This is a genomic window from Streptomyces sp. NPDC107550 (assembly GCF_055639095.1).
On the sequence record NZ_JBVKBC010000012.1, the window covers coordinates 186426 to 203600 of the forward strand.

21 protein-coding genes are annotated in these 17175 nt (G+C 74.5%); 6 read left to right on the plus strand and 15 right to left on the minus strand.

The genetic code is table 11. The features are described from left to right. Together ACZ7LY_RS18740 and ACZ7LY_RS18745 are read left to right on the plus strand one after the other, a co-directional pair. The coding region (locus ACZ7LY_RS18740) for a hypothetical protein (protein ID WP_471625718.1) at positions 1–455 on the plus strand (455 nt) is incomplete at its 5' end. Positions 456–529: 74 nt separating this feature from the next. Continuing rightward, the gene (locus ACZ7LY_RS18745; protein ID WP_471625719.1) at positions 530–1018 is read left to right on the plus strand and encodes a flavin reductase family protein; all 489 of its coding nucleotides are present in this window, start codon (positions 530–532) and stop codon (positions 1016–1018) included. Between the two features lie 209 nt (positions 1019–1227). On the opposite strand, the gene ACZ7LY_RS18750 is transcribed toward ACZ7LY_RS18745, so the two are convergent. Beyond that, on the minus strand, positions 1228–1848 hold the full coding sequence (locus ACZ7LY_RS18750; RefSeq protein ID WP_471625720.1) for a TetR/AcrR family transcriptional regulator: 621 nt from the start codon (positions 1846–1848) through the stop codon (positions 1228–1230). Positions 1849–1965: 117 nt separating this feature from the next. On the opposite strand from ACZ7LY_RS18750, the gene ACZ7LY_RS18755 reads away from it, so the two are divergent. Beyond that, a complete protein-coding gene (locus tag ACZ7LY_RS18755) occupies positions 1966–2271 on the plus strand; it encodes an HGxxPAAW family protein (protein WP_471625721.1) in 306 nt (101 codons plus the stop codon). 66 nt (positions 2272–2337) lie between these two features. On the opposite strand, the gene ACZ7LY_RS18760 is transcribed toward ACZ7LY_RS18755, so the two are convergent. From ACZ7LY_RS18760 to ACZ7LY_RS18815, 12 genes are all read right to left on the minus strand, one after another. Further along, a complete protein-coding gene (locus tag ACZ7LY_RS18760) occupies positions 2338–3633 on the minus strand; it encodes a hypothetical protein (protein WP_471625722.1) in 1296 nt (431 codons plus the stop codon). A gap of 124 nt (positions 3634–3757) precedes the next feature. Further along, entirely contained in the window at positions 3758–4285 is a 528-nt protein-coding gene (locus tag ACZ7LY_RS18765; protein WP_471625723.1) for an MOSC domain-containing protein, read from the minus strand. A gap of 7 nt (positions 4286–4292) precedes the next feature. After that, the gene (locus ACZ7LY_RS18770) at positions 4293–4526 is read right to left on the minus strand and encodes an acyl carrier protein (RefSeq protein WP_471625724.1); all 234 of its coding nucleotides are present in this window, start codon (positions 4524–4526) and stop codon (positions 4293–4295) included. 1 nt (position 4527) lies between these two features. Then, positions 4528–5556: an NAD(P)H-dependent flavin oxidoreductase gene (locus ACZ7LY_RS18775; protein WP_471625725.1), complete on the minus strand. Its 1029-nt coding sequence runs from the start codon at positions 5554–5556 to the stop codon at positions 4528–4530. Then, positions 5553–6470 carry a class-II aminoacyl-tRNA synthetase family protein gene (locus tag ACZ7LY_RS18780; protein WP_471625726.1) on the minus strand — a complete coding sequence of 306 codons (918 nt, stop codon included), beginning with the start codon at positions 6468–6470 and terminating at the stop codon, positions 5553–5555. The genes ACZ7LY_RS18775 and ACZ7LY_RS18780 overlap by 4 nt, the downstream gene beginning before the upstream one ends. Continuing rightward, positions 6463–7419, minus strand: coding sequence for a diiron oxygenase (locus ACZ7LY_RS18785; protein ID WP_471625727.1), 957 nt, complete (start codon positions 7417–7419; stop codon positions 6463–6465). Before ACZ7LY_RS18785 ends, ACZ7LY_RS18780 begins: the two co-directional genes overlap by 8 nt. 5 nt (positions 7420–7424) lie before the next feature. Beyond that, positions 7425–8399, minus strand: a complete 975-nt coding sequence (locus ACZ7LY_RS18790) for an inositol monophosphatase family protein (protein WP_471625728.1) — start codon at positions 8397–8399, stop codon at positions 7425–7427. Continuing rightward, a complete protein-coding gene (locus tag ACZ7LY_RS18795) occupies positions 8396–9754 on the minus strand; it encodes an aspartate aminotransferase family protein (RefSeq protein WP_471625729.1) in 1359 nt (452 codons plus the stop codon). The genes ACZ7LY_RS18790 and ACZ7LY_RS18795 overlap by 4 nt, the downstream gene beginning before the upstream one ends. A 135-nt stretch (positions 9755–9889) precedes the next feature. Next, complete coding sequence (locus ACZ7LY_RS18800) at positions 9890–10417, minus strand: dioxygenase family protein (RefSeq protein WP_471625730.1); 528 nt, start codon at positions 10415–10417, stop codon at positions 9890–9892. 81 nt (positions 10418–10498) lie between these two features. Then, entirely contained in the window at positions 10499–11542 is a 1044-nt protein-coding gene (locus tag ACZ7LY_RS18805; protein ID WP_471625731.1) for a phosphotransferase, read from the minus strand. A gap of 31 nt (positions 11543–11573) precedes the next feature. Further along, positions 11574–12521, minus strand: coding sequence for an ROK family protein (locus ACZ7LY_RS18810; RefSeq protein ID WP_471625732.1), 948 nt, complete (start codon positions 12519–12521; stop codon positions 11574–11576). Continuing rightward, complete coding sequence (locus ACZ7LY_RS18815) at positions 12518–13672, minus strand: zinc-dependent alcohol dehydrogenase (RefSeq protein WP_471625733.1); 1155 nt, start codon at positions 13670–13672, stop codon at positions 12518–12520. Before ACZ7LY_RS18815 ends, ACZ7LY_RS18810 begins: the two co-directional genes overlap by 4 nt. A 293-nt stretch (positions 13673–13965) precedes the next feature. On the opposite strand from ACZ7LY_RS18815, the gene ACZ7LY_RS18820 reads away from it, so the two are divergent. Then, positions 13966–14730 carry a 4'-phosphopantetheinyl transferase family protein gene (locus tag ACZ7LY_RS18820; RefSeq protein ID WP_471625734.1) on the plus strand — a complete coding sequence of 255 codons (765 nt, stop codon included), beginning with the start codon at positions 13966–13968 and terminating at the stop codon, positions 14728–14730. A gap of 21 nt (positions 14731–14751) precedes the next feature. On the opposite strand, the gene ACZ7LY_RS18825 is transcribed toward ACZ7LY_RS18820, so the two are convergent. Then, entirely contained in the window at positions 14752–15102 is a 351-nt protein-coding gene (locus ACZ7LY_RS18825; protein ID WP_471625735.1) for a hypothetical protein, read from the minus strand. 315 nt (positions 15103–15417) lie between these two features. On the opposite strand from ACZ7LY_RS18825, the gene ACZ7LY_RS18830 reads away from it, so the two are divergent. Next, a complete protein-coding gene (locus ACZ7LY_RS18830; protein ID WP_471625736.1) occupies positions 15418–16428 on the plus strand; it encodes a winged helix-turn-helix domain-containing protein in 1011 nt (336 codons plus the stop codon). Positions 16429–16661: 233 nt separating this feature from the next. Here the strand turns inward: ACZ7LY_RS18830 and ACZ7LY_RS18835 are convergent, their stop codons facing one another. Continuing rightward, positions 16662–16841, minus strand: coding sequence for a UBA domain-containing protein (locus ACZ7LY_RS18835; RefSeq protein WP_471625737.1), 180 nt, complete (start codon positions 16839–16841; stop codon positions 16662–16664). A 107-nt stretch (positions 16842–16948) separates the two neighbouring features. Between ACZ7LY_RS18835 and ACZ7LY_RS18840 the strand changes: the two genes are divergently transcribed. Continuing rightward, the coding region (locus tag ACZ7LY_RS18840) for a transposase (protein ID WP_471625738.1) at positions 16949–17175 on the plus strand (227 nt) is incomplete at its 3' end.

Consider the following 17175-nt stretch of genomic DNA (forward strand, 5'->3'; position numbering starts at 1 on the left):
CGTACGGCCCGTACGGAGAATCCGCGCCCGGCGCGGGTTCGGAACGCCCCGCCGAGCGGTTGCTGCGGGCCGCGCTCGCCGCCCGCGCCGACAGCGTCACCGCTCGCTCGCTGCGCCCCGCCCAGCCGCCGGGCCGCTCCGCGCGCCGCCTGCCGCGCCTGCCGCTGCCGCGCCCGGACCGGCGGCGCTTCACGCTCGCACTCGCCGGACTCGCCACGGCCGCCGTCATCGTCGTCTGCTACCTCGCGCTCACGCCGCGCACGCGTCACGAGCCCGCCCCGCCCGCGACTTCGCCGTCCCCGGCCGTCTCCGATGTCCGGCCCACGCCCAGCAGGTCGCTGCCGCCGCCGACGACCGCCGTGCCGTCGCCCGGCACGCCCGCCGCCACCTCGCCCTCCGCCCCCGGCACCGGCCGCCCCACCGCGACCCCGACCCCGACACGCCCCGCCCGCTGAGCCCCGCGCGCTGCCCCCGCTGTGATGAGGTGGAGGGGCGGGGCGAAGCGGCGGGACCTGAGGGAGATGACGTGATGAGTGACGCGGACGCGTTCGTCGATCGGCTCGACCCCGAGATGTACGTCGTCACCGCAGTGGCGGACGGCGACCGCGCGGGCTGCCTCGTCGGCTTCGGCGCGCAGTGCTCGATCAGTCCCGTCCGCTACGTGGTCTGGCTCTCCACCGCCAACCACACCTGCCGCGTCGCGGAACGCGCCGACCGGCTCGCCGTGCACCTGCTCGGCCGTGAACAGCGCGCGCTGGCCCGGCTGTTCGGCGGCGAGTGCGGGGAGCGCGTCGACAAGTTCGCGGACGTGCCCTGGTCGCGGGGGCCCGGCGGGACCGTGCTCCTCGACGCGGCCCGCGCCTGGTTCGTCGGTCGTGTCGTCCAGCGCGTGGACGGCGGCGACCACATCGGGTTCTTCCTGGCGCCGGAGGCGTCCGGCACCGGTGAGGCGGCGGACGCGCCCCCGTTCCGCCTCGCCGACGCCGAGGGCATCACGCCCGGCCACCCCGCCGGCTGACGCGGCGCGCGCGAACGGAGGCCCCGCTGCGGCCCGCCCGGGGCGGCCGGTGCTCAGGAGCGGGTGGCCTCGCCGCAGGTGGCGGGGCCCCCGTCGCCCCCAACGGCGGCTGCGGCTCCATCGCCTGCGATCCCGGTCGCCTCCGGGGCCCCGGTCACCTGCGATCCCGGCCACCTCCCGGCCCCAGCCCCGCCACCCTCTCGCCCGCCTCAGCCTTCCCGTACCGGCCAGGCCGTCAGCGCGAACTCGGCCACGGCCGCCAGTTCGTCCGCGTCGGCGCCGTCCCGGGCGCGCTGCGACAGGCCCTGCACCACGGCGGCGAAGTACGAGGCGAGCGCCGCCGTGGCGGTCCCGGGCGGCAGTTCGCCCGCCTCGACGCCCCCGCGAAGCCGCTCCTCGAACGAGGCGACACCGGCGTTGCGCACCTCCCGCAGGAACGCCGCGATCTCCTCGTCCTGCGCGGTCACATTGGTCGCGGCGCTCACGGCGAGGCAGCCCGCCGGGTGCGCGGGATCGGCGTAGACACGCGCCGCCTCCCGTACGATCCGCGCGAACGCGTCCCGCGCCGTCGGTTCCTCGGCGAGCGCCACGCCGACGAACGCGCCCACGGGGGAGCGCCCGTAGACCTCGACGGCCTCCCTGAACAGCGTCTTCTTGTCGCCGAACGCGGCGTACAGGCTCGCCGGGCGAATCCCCATCGCCGCAGTCAGTTCGCCCACCGACGTCGCCTCGTAGCCCCGCTCCCAGAACAGCCGGACGGCCACCGCGAGGGCGGCGTCACGGTCGAAGGTGCGCGGGCGTCCGCGCGGCCGGGACTCTCGCTGCGTCATGCCGCTCACTGTACCGACTGTTCTTGAGCGCTCGCTCAAGAAGGGTGCTACCGTCCCCACCGCTTGTTGTTGAGTCATCGATCAACAAAACGGTTTCGGGATCAGGGGGTACGTGACATGGTGGCGACGGACGAAGGGCACACCCTCGCGGGCTGGAGCGGCTGCCTGCTCGCCGCGGCGGGAGCGGGCCTGGCCGGTGCCGGGATCATCGGCTGGACGCCGGGGCTCTGGCTCGGGCCCGCGCTCCTCCTCGTGGCGGCCCTGCTCACCTGGGCCCTGCACCTCGCGGGCTGGGGCAAGCCGCCCGGCCCCCGCCCCGCCGGCCAACACCCGCTCCGCCTCCGGGATCTGACGGCACGTGAGGGTCACCCCGCGTGCCTGGGCTGCCGGCTCGCGGGCCGCCGTCCCGCCCCGCCGAGGTGACCCGGCGCGGGCGAGGCGGGCCCGGCGCCGGCGGGGGTGACCCGGCGCGGCCGGGGCGGCCCCCGGTCAGGCCGGCGCGCCTTCCGGGTCGTCGAGTTCGTGCAGCCCCGCCGGATCCTCCTCGCTGCGGACCTCGCCCGACGCGCTGACGTACCGCTGCCCGTGCCCCCGGTGGACGCACATCAACTGGTCGCGGGTACCGCCCTGACCGCGATGGACGACGAGGGCGGCGCCGTACTTGCTGTTGTGGGACGGCAGTTCGGCGGCCGCGCTCCACTTCGCGCCGTCGAAGGCCGACCACCAGAGCCGCTGCCGGCGCGGATCGCGGTGCACGCACATCAGCTTGCCGTCGAACGCGGCGAGCCCGATGGCGCTCCGGGTCCGCTGTCCCGGCAGCGGACCCTCGTCCGTCCAGACCGAGCCGCGCGAGCGGCTCCAACGGATCGCCGCGTCCTTCGGGTTGCCGTACAGCAGGTGCAACTCGCCCTCGTACACGGCGAGCGCGGGCTGCCGCGTGGTCAGGGCGCCGGGGACGGGCGCGGGCGGGCTCCAGACGCGGCCGTCCCTGCTGGTGGTGACCATGATCTGCTGCCCCGCCTCGGCGTACGCCAGATGCAGCGCGCCCTCGTGGCCGGCGAGGGCCGGCCCGTAGACGCTCTCGGCGCCCGGGACCGGCGCGTCCGGGCCCCACGTGTCGCCGTCGTACGAGGTCACCGCCATGCCCCAGGCGCCCGAGCCGCCCCGGTGCGCGCAGTACAGGCGGTCCTCGAAGACGGCGAGCGCCGGGCCGCCCAGCGTGTGATGGGCGGGGAAGGGGCGGTCCTCGCTCCACCGGCCGTCGGCGTGGTGGGCGGTCCACCACAGGGCGGGATCGTCGCCCTCGCCCTGGCGGACGCAGACCAGATCGCCGCCGTGGACCGCGAGCGCGGGCGTCTCGGACGCGTACCGGGACGTGAGCTGCCGCTCGACGCCCCAGCCCGTGTCCGGGTCGAACACGCTGAACCACAGGCCCGTCTCGGGCGCGGGCGCGGCCAGGGGCATCGGCGCGAGCAGCAGGGGAGCCGACCATGGCGACGAGAGCAGACAGCCCGCGCCGCGCGCCGCCGCCCGCACCCGGCCCGCGTCCGCGACCAGCCGCCCGGCGACGGCCCCGGCGAGGTCGTTGGAGAGCCCCCGGGCCAGCACGTCCCGTACCAGGCCGGTGCACGCGGCCCGCCCCCCGGCGTCGCCCGGGGAGGCGAGCCGGTCGACGGCCTGCTGATCCAGGCGTATCTCGAACCCCCACGCGCGCCGTTCGACGGACACCTCCGCCCCCGCCGCCGTGCCGTGCTCCCGCCCCGGGGCGGCCTCTTCGATCGCCATGCTGTCTTCCTGCCTTCCGGGCCGGGCCGGACCCCCGCCCGCCCACGGGCGAGCCGTCCGGCCCCGGACATGGACACTTCACGTACGTCCCCGCCAGGCGCGCCGGACGGGTCGTGCTGTGCGGTTACGAGGGCGACGGCAGCGGACGGATCCCGTGGCCGACGCCGATGGTGCCGCCCCGGACCACCTCGGCCCGCAGCCCGCCCCGGTGCAGCAGGCCGCGGATCAGGCCGGGCCTGACCAACTGTTCGAGACGCGCGCAGGGTTCGCTCAGCCGCAGCCCGCGCAGTACCACCGCGCCGACCCGGAACTCCCGGCCCACCAGCGGGGCGAGCCGGATGTCGCGGCAGACGAGGTTGCGGCGGCACTCGGAGGGCGTGAGCGTGATGCCGTACTCCCGCGCCAGCGCCTCCAGCGCCTCCGCCTCGATGAGCGTCACGTCACAGACCCCGGACGTCCGGCCCGCGCCCCGCCGCTGGGGCCTCGGCCCCTCGCCCGCCCAGTAGTTGCGGTCGCCCGCGAGGCCCCGGCCGGTCACCGCCTCGGCCCGCATCACACGGAACGTCGGCTCGCCCGGCCGGGCGGCGAGATGCACGGAGACGACCCGGCCGGCCCCGGGCGGCGGCGCGAGGCCCGGCTCGTTGTCGGCCATGCCCGGCTCACCCCTTCAGGAAGTGGTCCGTCAGCGAGCGCAGCGTACGGAACTGGTCCACGTCGATCTCGTCGAGCTGCAACTCACGGCCGATCAGATCCTCCAGCAGCAGCACGAACTCCATGAAACCGAGCGAGTCGATCAGCCTGTTCTCGATCAGGTCGAAGTCCTCCGGGATCTCCTCGACGGCCGGGTTGCGCTCGCGCAGCCAGTCCACGAGCGGCTGGGTGACGGCATCCATGTCAACTCTCCTGGAAGGGGCGGGGGACCCGGGAGCCGCCCGGGTCCGGTACGGTGCGGCCGGCGCGGGCCCTCTCGTACTCCTCGCGGACACGCGCCACGATCACGGCCGCCGGGAGCGCCGCGCCGACACGGGCGCAGGACAGCCCGCAGTACATCGCCATCTCCTCGACGCGCCCCGTGGTGTCCGCGCCGGGGGCCGCCGCGCTGTACCGAGGCACGGGGTACGCCCGGCCGTCCACGCGGGTGGTGGCGATGAACGTGGCGGGGGCCCGCTCCGGCGCACGGGTCAGCGCGTTGCCCAGGACGCGGTGCGGGCGGTGCGGCCACCCGATGGAGAACAGCGACGTCACGACGGTGTCCTCGGCGCCCGCCTCGACCACCCGCCGCTTGAAGGCGGGATGCGCGGTCGACTCCGCCGCCGGTACGAACATGCTCCCGGCCAGCGCGCCGTCCGCGCCGCCCGCCACGGCGGCGGCCAGATCCCCGCCCGTGGCGACGCCGCCCGCGACGGCGAGGACGGCGGCCGGGCGGCGGGCGCGGACGGCCGCCAGCAGAGCGTCCACGGGAAGCGTGCCGAGGTGGTGGCCGCCCGCCTCCGGACCCTGGAGGACCAGGACGGCGGCGCCCAGCGCGAGCGCCGTCTCGGCGTCCGCGGGGGAACCGACCTGCACCACCAGCGGCAGCCCGGCGGCGCGCACGGCCTCGGCCGTGTCCGGCGCGGGCAGCCCGAACGAGGTGACGAACGCGTTGCGCGGCAACTCCAGTAGCACGGCCCGCAGTTGCTCCGCGACACGGACCGGCCCGTTCACCTCAGGGACGACGTTCACCCCGAACGGGCGGCCGCCCGCGCCCGCCACCACCTCCCGCACCAGCCGCGCGGCACGCTCGGGCGGCTCCTTGTACAGGGCGAGCGTGCCGCCCGCCCCGGCCCGGGACACCCGCGCGCACAGCGCGGGCCCGGCGACCGCGCCCATTCCCGCCTGCAACAGCGGCAGTTCGAGCCCGAGCAGGGCCGCGAGCCGCGTCACGAGCGCTCCCCGGCGCGCTCCACGGCCCGGCCCGCCGCCGCGAGATCCCCGTCGAACGCCTCGCCCAGCGCGTGCACCCACCGCTCCAGACCGAACGCGACACACCCGGTGAAGGCGGCCCGGCCCGCGTGGGTGAGGGCGCGGCGCTCCCCGAAGAAGTTGCGGTGGTTGTTGGTGGAGGCGATGGCCGTGCCGTCGGTGTGCAGATACTCCTCCTTGACCGGGGCGAGCATCTGCATGAGCGTGCGGGAGCCGCCCTTCTCGAAGAACGGGTCGGTCGCGGGCTGCCGGTCCAGGGCGAGCCCGAGCGACGAGCCCAACGCGAGGATCCGCTCCCGGTGCCGCTCCAGATGCGCCCGCACGGAGTCGGCGGAGCCCACGCACACGATCTCCCGCATGGTGAACGCCCACAGGCGGCGCAGCCCGTCGTGGTGCTCCTCGTTGCGGAAGCACTGCGCGCGCGTGCTGATCAGGACCGGGCTCTCGACGTCGGTGCCGGTCAGATGCAGGAAGCAGCCGTAGCAGGCCGCCGACGGCAGCAGATGCGTGGCGTCGGCGAGTTCGGCGGCGGGCAGTGCGGCGGGTGCGGGTCGCCCCGGGCCGCCGGGCGCGGCGGAGGCGAGGTCGGCCAGCCGGTCGGGCCGCACCCGGGTGACGGGGCTGCCCAGGTGCGGGAAGTTGCGGAAGTAGTCCAGGCTGCCCAGGTCGTCGGCCCGCAGCAGCGGCGGGTAGCTCTGCCGCCGCGCCCCGGCCTGCGCGCCCCAGCGCACGAACACGGCGTCCAGCGCGTCCAGCAGGGCGAGGGCAGGCTCGTCGAACGTGACCAGCCCGTCCCGCACCGCCCAGCCGCCCGTGACATGGCCTGCGCCGCCGGTGCGCGCGGCCAGGACGGCCGCCGGGTCGGTGTCAGGCATCGAACACCCCGATCCGCTGGAAGAACCCGGTCGTCTTGTGCAGGACCTTGGCGTGGGCGGCCTGCCGCGCCGGATGGGCGAGCAGCCGCCGCCGCAGGGCGAACCCGTCGGCCAGGCCCGCGTCGCGGTAGACCGCCGGGTTGTAGAACGCGGCGACGCTGGCCGCGAGGTAGCGCTCCAGGTACGTGCGCAGCTCGTCCCGCGCCGCGTCGCCGAGGCCCGCGCGCAGCAGCCGCTCCCACAGCAGCTGTACGAGCCGGCAGCCGAAGGCGATGTGCCGGGACTCGTCCTGGTGGTGCAGCCGGTTCAGGTGCCGGATCGTGGGGTGCAGGCGGTGGTCGGCGGCCATGCGCACGTTGTAGTGGTCGACCATCTGCTCGAACACCAGGATCCGGGCGAAGACGAGGAAGTTCTCGACGGCCGCCGCGCGCGGCGTCTCCGGCAGCTTCACGGCCCGGTCGGGGTAGATCTTGTCGGCGTAGCGCAGACAGAAGGTGGCGAAGAACCACATGTGGTCGTTCTCCTCACCGACGAAATGGTGGAAGAACTCCGAGGGCACCTCGAAGCCCGGCGTGTGGATGCGCCGCGTGACCTCGATGAGCAGCTCCCGGATGCCGTGCACGTTGAGGCTGTAGAAGTTGACGCTCTCCCAGCGGCTCAGGGCGCGCAGCCGCTCGGGCGGCAGATCGTCCATGACGTCGGTGCCGTGCACGGAGAGCAGCTCGGGCGACATCCACAGCGCGTCGGCCGGGATCGACTCCGGCCAGTCGAACGTCGTGAACGGGTTGTAGTAGTCCTCGGTGGCCTTCTCCGACAGCCGTTCGAGCAGGGCCCGGAACTCCCGGTCGGTGTCGGCGGCTTCGGTGTCGGCGGCGGCGGCGGCTTCGGTGTCGGCGGCGGTGCCGGGTCCGGCGGCGCTCGTGGCGGGCGGGCTGCTGCGGGGACGCATGGGCCTCAGTCCTTCCACCGCACGCCGGACAGCAGGGCCCGGTGGAGTTCGGGGGTGGAAGCGGCCACGCAGGACCGCTGGTTGGCGACGCTCAGATCGGTCAGGACGGTCTCGCCGAGCGGCTGCCCGTAGGCGTCGGTGACGACCGCGCCGGCCCGCTCCGCGAGGAAGACGGCCGCCGCGATGTCGTACGGGAACAGGTGCAGCACCCGGCCGTTGCCGACGCGTTCGAACGCGGGGAGCAGCGCGGGGTCGTCGCGCAGCAGGCGGTTGCCGATGTCCACGTACGCGTCGAGCTGGCCCGTGAGGATGCGCGAGAGGGACCAGGTGGCGCTGTTGAAGACGAACACGCCGCCGGTGTTGGCCGACAGGTCGATGAGGTGCCCGTAGGCCGCGGTCATCAGGTGCGCCGGATGGCCGTTGAACTCCAGGGACCAGAACATCCGCGCCGGGTCGGTGGTGGCGGTCAGCGCGGGGACGGGGTGGGCGTAGCCGTGCGCGGTGATGCCGGGGGAGGTGTGGTCGCCGTACAGGTAGGCGCCCGTGCCGAGTTCCATCAGGAGCGCGTGCTCGACGTCGGCGATGCGCGGGCGCTCGCTCAGCCGGGCCACGGCCACGGACACGGTCGCCGACTCCAGGCCGGCGACGGCGGGCCGCGTGCCGTCGATGGGATCGACGACCAGCAGATGCGCCGGATCCCTGCCGTGCACTCGCATGCCCCGGTCCTCGGAGTACACGGCCACCGGCAGATCGTGGGCGGCGACGTACTCCCACACCGTGGCCTCGGCGACCTCGTCGAGGCCGAACTGGGCGTCGCCGCCCGGCGAATGGCCCCGTACGAGCCGGCTGCCGTCCTGGTACTGGGCGGCGGTCACCGCCTCCCGGACGGCGGCGGCGAGACCGACGACGTAGCGCCGCATCACGTCGGCGCCGACGGGGGCGGCGTCGTGCGCGGCGGTGCTGACGCGGGCGGTGCTCATACGGCGGCCTCCTCGGCGAACAGGGCGTCGAGCCGGTCGCACAGCAGATCGGCCTCGGCGCGGGTCAGGATCAGGGGCGGCCGGATCTTGATGACGTTGCCCCGGCCGTAGCGGGAGGTGCGCAGGATCAGGCCGTGCGCCAGTCCGCGCCGGGCGAGGGCCTGCGCCCGCTCGCTGTGCGGGCGGCCCTCGTCGTCACCGATCTCGATGCCGATCATCAGGCCGAGTCCGCGCACGTCCACGACGGACCGGTGCCGGGCGGCGAGCGCGCGCAGCCGGTCCATGATGTGCGCGCCGACCTCCCGCACGTTCTCCAGGAAGCCGGGGCGGCCGATCACGTCGAGGGTGACGACGGCCGCGGCGGCGGCCAGCACGTTGCCGCCGTACGTGAACGAGTGGTGGTCGCTGCTGAGCCCGGACATCCGCTCGTCGGCGACGATCGCCGCGACCTGCGCGCCCGAGCCGCCGAGGCCCTTCGCGGTGGTCAGGATGTCGGGCTGGACCCCGAAGTGCTCGGCGGCGAACATCCGCCCGACGCGCCCGATTCCCGTCTGTATCTCGTCGAAGACGAGGGCGATGCCCCGCTCGTCGCACAGCGCGCGCAGCGCCGGCAGATAGCCGTCGGGCGGCACGATGTTGCCGCCGCTGCCGGAGACCGGCTCGACGACGACACAGGCGACACTGCCCGAACTGGCGTGGTCGAGGAAGTCGTTGATGTTCTCGACGCACAGCATGCCGCAGCTCTCGGGCCCGGCCTGCCGGTAGAAGCAGCGCAGGCAGTACGGGTCGGGGACCTGGAGCACACCCGGCATCAGATGCGGGAAAGGCGCCTTGCGGAACGACTCGCCGGCCATGGACGTCGTCATCATCGTCTGGCCGTGGTGGCTGCGGAAGAGGGTGACGACATCGCGCCTGCCGGTGGCGAGCTGCGCCATCTTGACCGCGCCCTCGTTGGCCGTGGAGCCGCCCGACACCTTCAGATGGACCTTGGTGAGATTGGGCGGGGTGACCTCGACGAGGCGCCGGACCAGCTCGTTGACGGGCGCCGTCTGGAACGTCGACGTGGTGTGCACCAGCCGCTCCGCCTGGTCCCGCATGGCCTTGACCACTTCGGGATGCCCGTAGCCGAGGCTCAGATTGAACGTGCCGGACGCGGCGTCGAGATACTCGTTGCCCTCGGTGTCGTAGAGATGAACGCCCTCGCCGTGGTCCATCTCGTACGCGGTGACCGGATAGTACAGATGGTTCTGTACGTAGCTGAGTGCTTCGCCGCGGACATCACCCCGGGAGCTGTCGCGCGCGCGGGCGAGAGACGCGCCGGGGATATCACGCGGGGTGTGATCAAGGGCGGACATCTGTCTCCTGTCGGCATCCATTGCGCGGACATGACGGACGACGTTCCTCCGAGCGATGGGCGGAATCCGCCCCGGGAAAGGGTGAGTCCGGAAAGAAAAGGGGGGTGCGGCCGGTAAAACGTGAGGGCCGGGAAATCAGAGGTCCAGGACGAAGGTGAAGCGCGCGTCCCAGCCCTCGGCCGTCTCGCTCACGTCCATCAGGCATTCCGGCCGGAAATACTTGTCGAGATGATTACGCCGCTCGCCCGGGAAATACAGCATCGTCGTCAGGACGCTGCCGCCGGGCGGCTGCACCTTCACGTGGACGTGCCGGGTGCGCCCCGGGTACATGGCGGGCAGGACGGTCTCGAGCCGCCACCGCCCCTCGGCGTCCGCGAACTGGTGGCCGCGCAGCCGGAAACCGTCGTCGTCGTACACGCCCTCGTCGCCGACCTGCCAGAAGTCGAGCAGGGTGCCGCCGACCGGACGGCCGTCGGCGTCGACCACGAAGCCGTGCAGGAGCAGCGGGGTGCCGCCGGGCGCGTCGTCGCGGAAACTGCTCCGCAAAGGGGTGTCGGGCTTGTAGTACGGACCTTCACGCAACGCGGGCGTCGGCGGGGTTCCATTGCAGCGAACGGTCGGGGTGACCGCTTTCAGGACACTTTCCTGGCTTCCGTTCACCACGGCGAAGTTCTCCTTTGCTGAAGGATCATCTTTCGCTCTGCTGACAGCAGGTTAACTCTTATGTCGGAAGGCGAGAAGAGGCTATGGAGCCGCCTGTTCGCCATTCTTTCGACTTGTCTCGGCAAAATCGGCGGCGGTCCGGTGCAGCACAGCCCGCGCGCGGTCGAAATAGTCCGCGTCGGGCGGCGCGGTGAGGATGTCCGCGAGCGCGAACAGGTCGAGCGTCCGGCTGATCCGCCGCCAGTCCGGCGGGAGCCGGCCGTCGTGTCCGTCCCGGAAGGCGGCGACGAAGCCGCTCGTGAACGCGGGCGGATACGCGTCGGCGAAGCGCAGCATGTTGCCGACGTCGAACAGCGGGGAGCCGCTGAAGGCCAGCTCCCAGTCGAGCACGGCCGCCACCTCCCACCGCCCCGCCCGCCGCACCACCAGGAGGTTCTTCGGGTTGAAGTCGCAGTGCACCAGGCTGCGTTCACCGGCGACGGCCGCGAGCGCCCGCGGTCCCCGCAGCGCGAGAGCGCGCAGGACGTCCGCGTCCGCGCCGGACAGCGGCCCGTCCTCGGCGGCCGCGGCCAGACAGCGGTCGACGAACCCGGGCAGGTCGCCGAGGGCGTGGAAGCCGTCCGGGGCCGGTGTCAGCGAGGAGTCGCCGAAGGCGCCGGGCCGGGGCAGCCGGACCCGCCCGATCCGGGCCAGCACCGCGCCCACCGCGCGCCCCAGGTCACGGGCGTCCGCGCGCCCCGGCCCGTCCGCGAGGACATGGCTGAGGCAGACGCCCTCCACGTACCGGTACAGCAAGGTGGGGTGGCCCGTGAACCGGCCGTGCGGGTCGGCCGCGACGACCGGCGTCACCGGCACCGCGTGCGCCGCCGCCCGGCCGAGGACGGCGGCCTCCACGGCGCAGGTGTTGCGCGGCACCGCGCCGCCGGCGCCGGCCCTGCGGCGGCGCAGCACGTAGCGCTCGGCGCCGGGCGCCCCGGCCGGCCGCGCCCGCAGCAGGACCATGTAGTTGGTGAAGCCGCCCGGCAGCGGCTCGACTCCGTGCAGCCGGGCCCCCGGCAGCGCGTGCCGTATCAGCCAGGAGTGGGTGGCGGGGTCGAGGGGGCCCGCCGGTCGGGGGCGCGTCACACCGGCCACCCTGCCCGGCGGCGGGGCCGTTTCACGCATACGGTCCCCCGGACGGCCCAGCGTCGGACGGGGTGCGGCGCCGGGCCGCGGCCGCCGCGTCGGCGGCCAGGACCAGGGCGCCGGCCGGCCCCGCGAGCGAACCGAGCCGCGCCGGGACCACGAACTCCTCGGCCCGGTGCTCCGCCAGCCCGGGGTAACCGGCCAGGGTCGTGGCCAGTTCGGCGCGGACCAGCGGGAAGAGTCCGGGGAGCCCGGTGACCCCGCCGCCGATCACGATCCTCTGCGGCGCCGTCGTATAGACGATGTTGCGCAACCCCGAGGCCAGATAGGCCGCTTCGAGCCGCACCGCATCCCGCAGCGCCCCGCCGGTCAGGAGATGGGCCGGGGTCTGCCAGCGGGCCCCCATCGCCTCGCCGCCGGCCAGGCCCTCCCAGCAGTCCCCGTGGTACGGGCAGGAGCCGGGGAAGGTGTCACCGGCGATCCGGGGCACGCTCAGGTGCCCCATCTCCGTGTGGACCAGGCCGCTGACCACCTTGCCGCCGATCACCGCGCCACCGCCGATGCCGGTGCCGACCGTGAGATAGACGTACGTGTCCAGGCCGCGCGCCGCACCCCAGCGGCCCTCGCCCAGCGCCGCGCCGTTCACGTCGGTGTCGATGCCGACCGGCACGCCCAGCGCGGCGGCGACCGGACCGGCGACGTCCACGCCCGACCAGCCCGGCTTCGGCGTGGCGGCCAGATGCCCGAACCGGGCGTGCCCCGGGCGCAGTTCGAGCGGCCCGAAGGACGCGATGCCGACCGCGTCCAGCGGGCCCGCCGCGGCCTGCTCCTGGAGGAAGGCGACGGCCCGGCCGAGCGTGGGGCCCGGCTCCCCGGTCGGGAACCGGATCTCCGCCTCGACGCGGTCCGGCGACGAACCGACCAGGCAGACCACCTTCGTACCGCCGGACTCGATCGCCCCGAGGCGCGGCGCGCTCACGCGTCCACCGGCCAGCCGTCGGCGCCGACCGCACCCGCGTACGAGCGGATGACCACCTTCAGCGCGTCGTAGCGCGCGCCCGCGGCGCCCCCGGCCTCGCTCGGGCGTCCGGTGAGCCCGCCGAGTGCGGCGAAGGCGTCCTCGTACCGGTCGAGGGGGAACTCATGGCTCACGAGCCGGCCGAGGAAGGACGCGGAACCGTCGCCGGTGCCGGTGCCTGCCGTGTCGGTTCCCGTCGTGGGCGCGGCGCAGAGTTCGGCGGCCAGGTCGACGGCCACGGCGAAGGTGTCGGCGCGGTAGTCGCCCGCGCCGATGAGCCGGATGCCCCGGTTGGTGAGCGTCAGGGGGCGCAGGGGCGTGGTGTAGCTGTCGTCGAAGCCCATCACGACGATCCGGCCGCCGTCGTCGATCAGCCGCAGCGCCGCCTCCAGCGCCGACCCGGTGGTGTCGAAGACGATGGAGGGGCGGTCGCCGCCGGACGCCTTGAGCACCGCCTCGGCCGCGTCCTGCCCGGCCACGTCCACGACGTGCGCGAGATGGTCGCGGGCCCGCTCCAGCCGGTAGGCGTCCGGCTCGGCGAGGGTGACGCGGCGGGCGTGCCGGGCCGCGACCAGCGCGGTCAGCAGGCCGATGGGTCCGGCGCCGAGCACGGTCACGGTGTCGTCGAAGGTGACACCCGCGGCCTCGACGTTGTTCAGGACGCAGGCGAGCGGTTCGATCAGGACCGCGCCGCGGAAGGGGAGCCCGGCGGGCACCCGTACGACGAAACGTTCCGGCAGAGTGACGGCCTCCGCGTATGTGCCGTCGCGGTCGACGCCGACCTCGGTGCCGGTCTTGTGACGGCAGAAGTTGGTCGCCCCCCGGGTGCAGGGCGGGCACCAGCCGCAGTACAGCGTGGGGTTGACCACCACGCGGTCGCCGACCGCGACCGAGCGCACCTCGGGCCCGGTCTCCCGCACCACGCCGACCGCCTCGTGCCCGAGCACCACCCCGGCGCGGGCGGGGAACTTCCCGTGCAGGATCTTGCGGTCCGTCCCGCAGATCCCCGTACCGACCACCTCGACCACGACGTCATCACCGTTGGAGAGCCGCGCGGCGGGACGTTCCTGCAATGCCGCGGAGCCCGGACCCAGATAGACGAGAGCGCGCAACGAAGCCTCCCCATCGATGTCGGGACGGCGACGCTAACGCAGCCGCACACAGGGGAACACGGCGCGGGTTGAGCCACCGCGCGGCCCCGGCCGAAACGTCTCGGCACCGCTCGGCGCGGCCCGCGACCGCGTCCCTCATGGTCAGGGGCCCCACGCGCGCCACGCGTATGTCCCGGGACTCCTCGTGTGCGGGTTCCGGATAAGTCCGAAAGCGGTCGGCGGGCGCGGGCGGCGGGGTCAGCGCTGGTGGGGGAGGGGTGGCGGAGGGAGCCCTGGAGCCGGATGATGCCTGCGTGTCCGGCCTCGTCCCTGTGCGTACCGCCGCCGTCCCCGCCGTGCTGGAGGCGTGGCACCCGCTGCGCCGGGCGCTGACGGACGCGGAGCGGGCGGGGGCCGCGCGACTGGGGCCGTCCGGCGAGCGGGACGCCTATCTCGCCGCGCACCTTCTGGTACGGGTCTGCGCCGCCGAGTACGCGGGTGTGGCGCCCGATGAACTCACGTACGAGCAGCGGTGCGCGCGGTGCGGCAGCCGGGGCCACGGGCGGCCGGCCGTCCCCGAACTGCCCTGGCCGGCCGTGAGTTTGAGTCATACGGGTGGCGCGGTGGCGGCCGTGGCGGGGCCGGGGCGGGTCGCCGTCGACGTGCAGCGGACGCTCGCGACGGCGGCGGAGTTCGCGGCGGTGGACCGGGTGCTCGGCCCGGCGCGGGAGGACGCCGGCCGGACCGGGCACGGGAGGGGACGCGCGACCGCACCCGGGGCCGGGCATGGGAGCGCGGCCGGGGCCGGGGGCGGGAGCGATGCCGGGCACGGGGCCGAGGCCGCGACACTGCGCTGGACGCGGCACGAATGCGAGGTCAAATGGGGCGACACGGCGGCCGTCTGGACCCGGCCCGCCCCCGGCCGCCCGCCGCTCCCCGGCCCCCGGCACGCGGTGGGGCAGCCGGTACGGGAGAGCGGCCGCTGGGCGCTGAGCTGGGTGGACGGCGCCGCGGGAGCCTGCGGCACCGTCCTGTCGACCGGCCGCCCCACCCTGATCCGGGTGCCCGGCCCCGCGTGACGCCCCGTCCCGGGTCTCGGGTCAGCTGAAGACGACCGAGCGGAGCAGGAGACGGTCGCTCGCGCGGCCGCCCGGGCGCAGGCTGTAGTAGTCGCCGTCGCAGTCGGGGCCGGTGAACATGGTGACGGTGCTGCCCGTGAAGTTCCTCGGGGCGAACGCCGGCGCGCTGGTGCCGGGGTCGGCGACCTCCGGGAGCGTGATGCAGACGCGGCTGTCGGGGTCGTTCAGGACGCCCTCGGAACGCTGACCGGAGTCGTTGTAGTACGTGTAGCGGAACTCGCCCACGGCGGCGCCCGCGGGGCTCGGCATGGTGACGGACAGGGCGAGGGACGCGGCGGCGACGGCGAGGAGCTGACGCAGGCGAAGAGACATACGTGCGGTTACCTTCCCGGTAGCGGAACGTGTGGCGAGCGCCACGCGAAGGAACGTAGAAGACCGCAAGAAGGGAAAAACGCTTCTCCAGGCGCGGACGTACCGGCGCGCGCCCGGAATGCACCCCCACGGCGGAGTCCGGCGACCCGGCGACCCGGCGACCCTGCGGCCCCGGTGGCTCGCCACGGCTCGTCGGCTCGTCGGCGGGCAAGGACGGTCCAGGCGGCTCACCCCGGGCCCGCGCCGGCGGGTGCTCGGTACGCTGACGAACCGGACCACGGCGCCAGACACAGGACGTACGACGGGGGCGGGATCATGCACGGCTACACCGAGTTGCGCCTCGATCCGCCCGACCGGATGCCGATCTCCCTCGCCGCGCACCAGGGCGCCACGCTGCTGTCGCTGCTCGCGGACGCGTTCGGGCAGCGCAGCCAGGGCGTGCCGCCGCGCTGGCGGCGCCTGGTCCGCTCGGCGATCCCCACGTCACCCGCGGCGGTCCTCGGGCCGATGTTCGCGCCCGGCTCCTCCATCATCCCCGACTGCGTCACCCCCACCGCGTGCATGCCCGGCGGCGACGTGGACACGCTGTGCGAGCAGATCGCGGACCTGTCGCCGGACACGCTTCTCGCGGAACTGGAGGCGGAGTTCGGCTCCCGCGTGCCCGAGCGGTGGCGGCCCGTCGTGGACCGGCCGCGCCCGTGGATGCACGCCTACGTGCGGCTCTCCCGGTCCGTCTGGGGGGAGTTCGAACCGGTGTGGAAGCGGGCCGAGCAGTACATCCAGCGGGAAGCCGAACGCGTGGGCGGCGCCGTCGTCCAGGGCTGCGCCGATCTCGTGCTCCAAGACCTCAGCCCCCGCTTCCGGCTGCGCGACGGCAGCCTGTACCTGCCCGATCCGCAGGCCGGTACGTTCCGGCTGGACGGACGGCGCCTGGTCCTCGTCCCCATCGTGTCCGGGCCCGGCGCGTCCATGTTCGCGCTCGACCGCTCGGACCTGGTGTGGATCGGCTACCCGCTGCCCGCCGTCGGCCGCCTGTGGGAGACACCGGCACAGGTGCCCGCGTCCCGCGCCGACGGGCTGGCGCTGCTGCTCGGGCCGCTGCGCGCGGCGGTACTGCGGACGGTGGCGCAGCCGCTGACGATGGGTGAGGTGGCCCGCCTCCTCGGATGCAGCGCGGCGAACGCCACGCATCACTGCCGTCAGCTCACCGACGCCGGCCTCATCGCGCGCGAGCGGCACGGGCGGCATGTACGGGTCCGGCGCACGGAACGCGGCGACGCCGTGCTCGACCTGCTGTCGGCTTCCCCGCCGCCGACACCCGGCTGACCTCGCCTCCCTTCCCCGGCCTTCCCGACCTTTCGAGGATCATCGAAGCGATGGAGCCGCCGCGCCGGGGCACGGTCTACTTTCCCGTACGGACACGACGGCTCCGCGGGGACCCGCGCCGGTGCCGCCTGAGGCCGCGTCCGCCCTGACCCGTCGAGCGGGGGAAGACAGGACAGGGCGGACGCGCCCTGAGGCGGCACCGGCGCCCCGGCTTCCTGACGGCGGACGGGGTTCTACTCCGAGGCCGCCATGATGGCGTTGATGAGGTCCCCGCCGCTGTTCCGCAGGGCCTCGACGGCCTTGCGCCTGCTCACCCCGACCTGAGCCATGACCAGCTCGACGTCCTTGGGGTCCACCCCGGTCTCGTCCACCGCGTCCTGGTCCTGCGGCGCTCCGTCGTCGTAGTCGCTCATGAGGTCCTCGGCTCCTCTCCACACGGACCCGGCCCCCACGGCCGCGTCCCTCGGCTCCGTGCTAGGGCGTGTCGTCAAAGTGTCGTGCCGGGGGGCAGTATGGAGTGATGGTGCGTCGTCATGAACTGACTGATGAGGAATGGGAGTTGCTGGAGACGTTGCTGCCCCGTGGGGCTTTTGGCCGGCCCCGGCGGGATGACCGGATGGTCCTCAACGGCATCGTGTGGAAGTTCCGTACTGGTGTGGCCTGGCGCGATGTGCCCGACCGGTACGGGCCCTGGTCCAGCCTGCACACCCGGTTCCGCCGCTGGGCCAGGGACGGCACGTTCGAGCG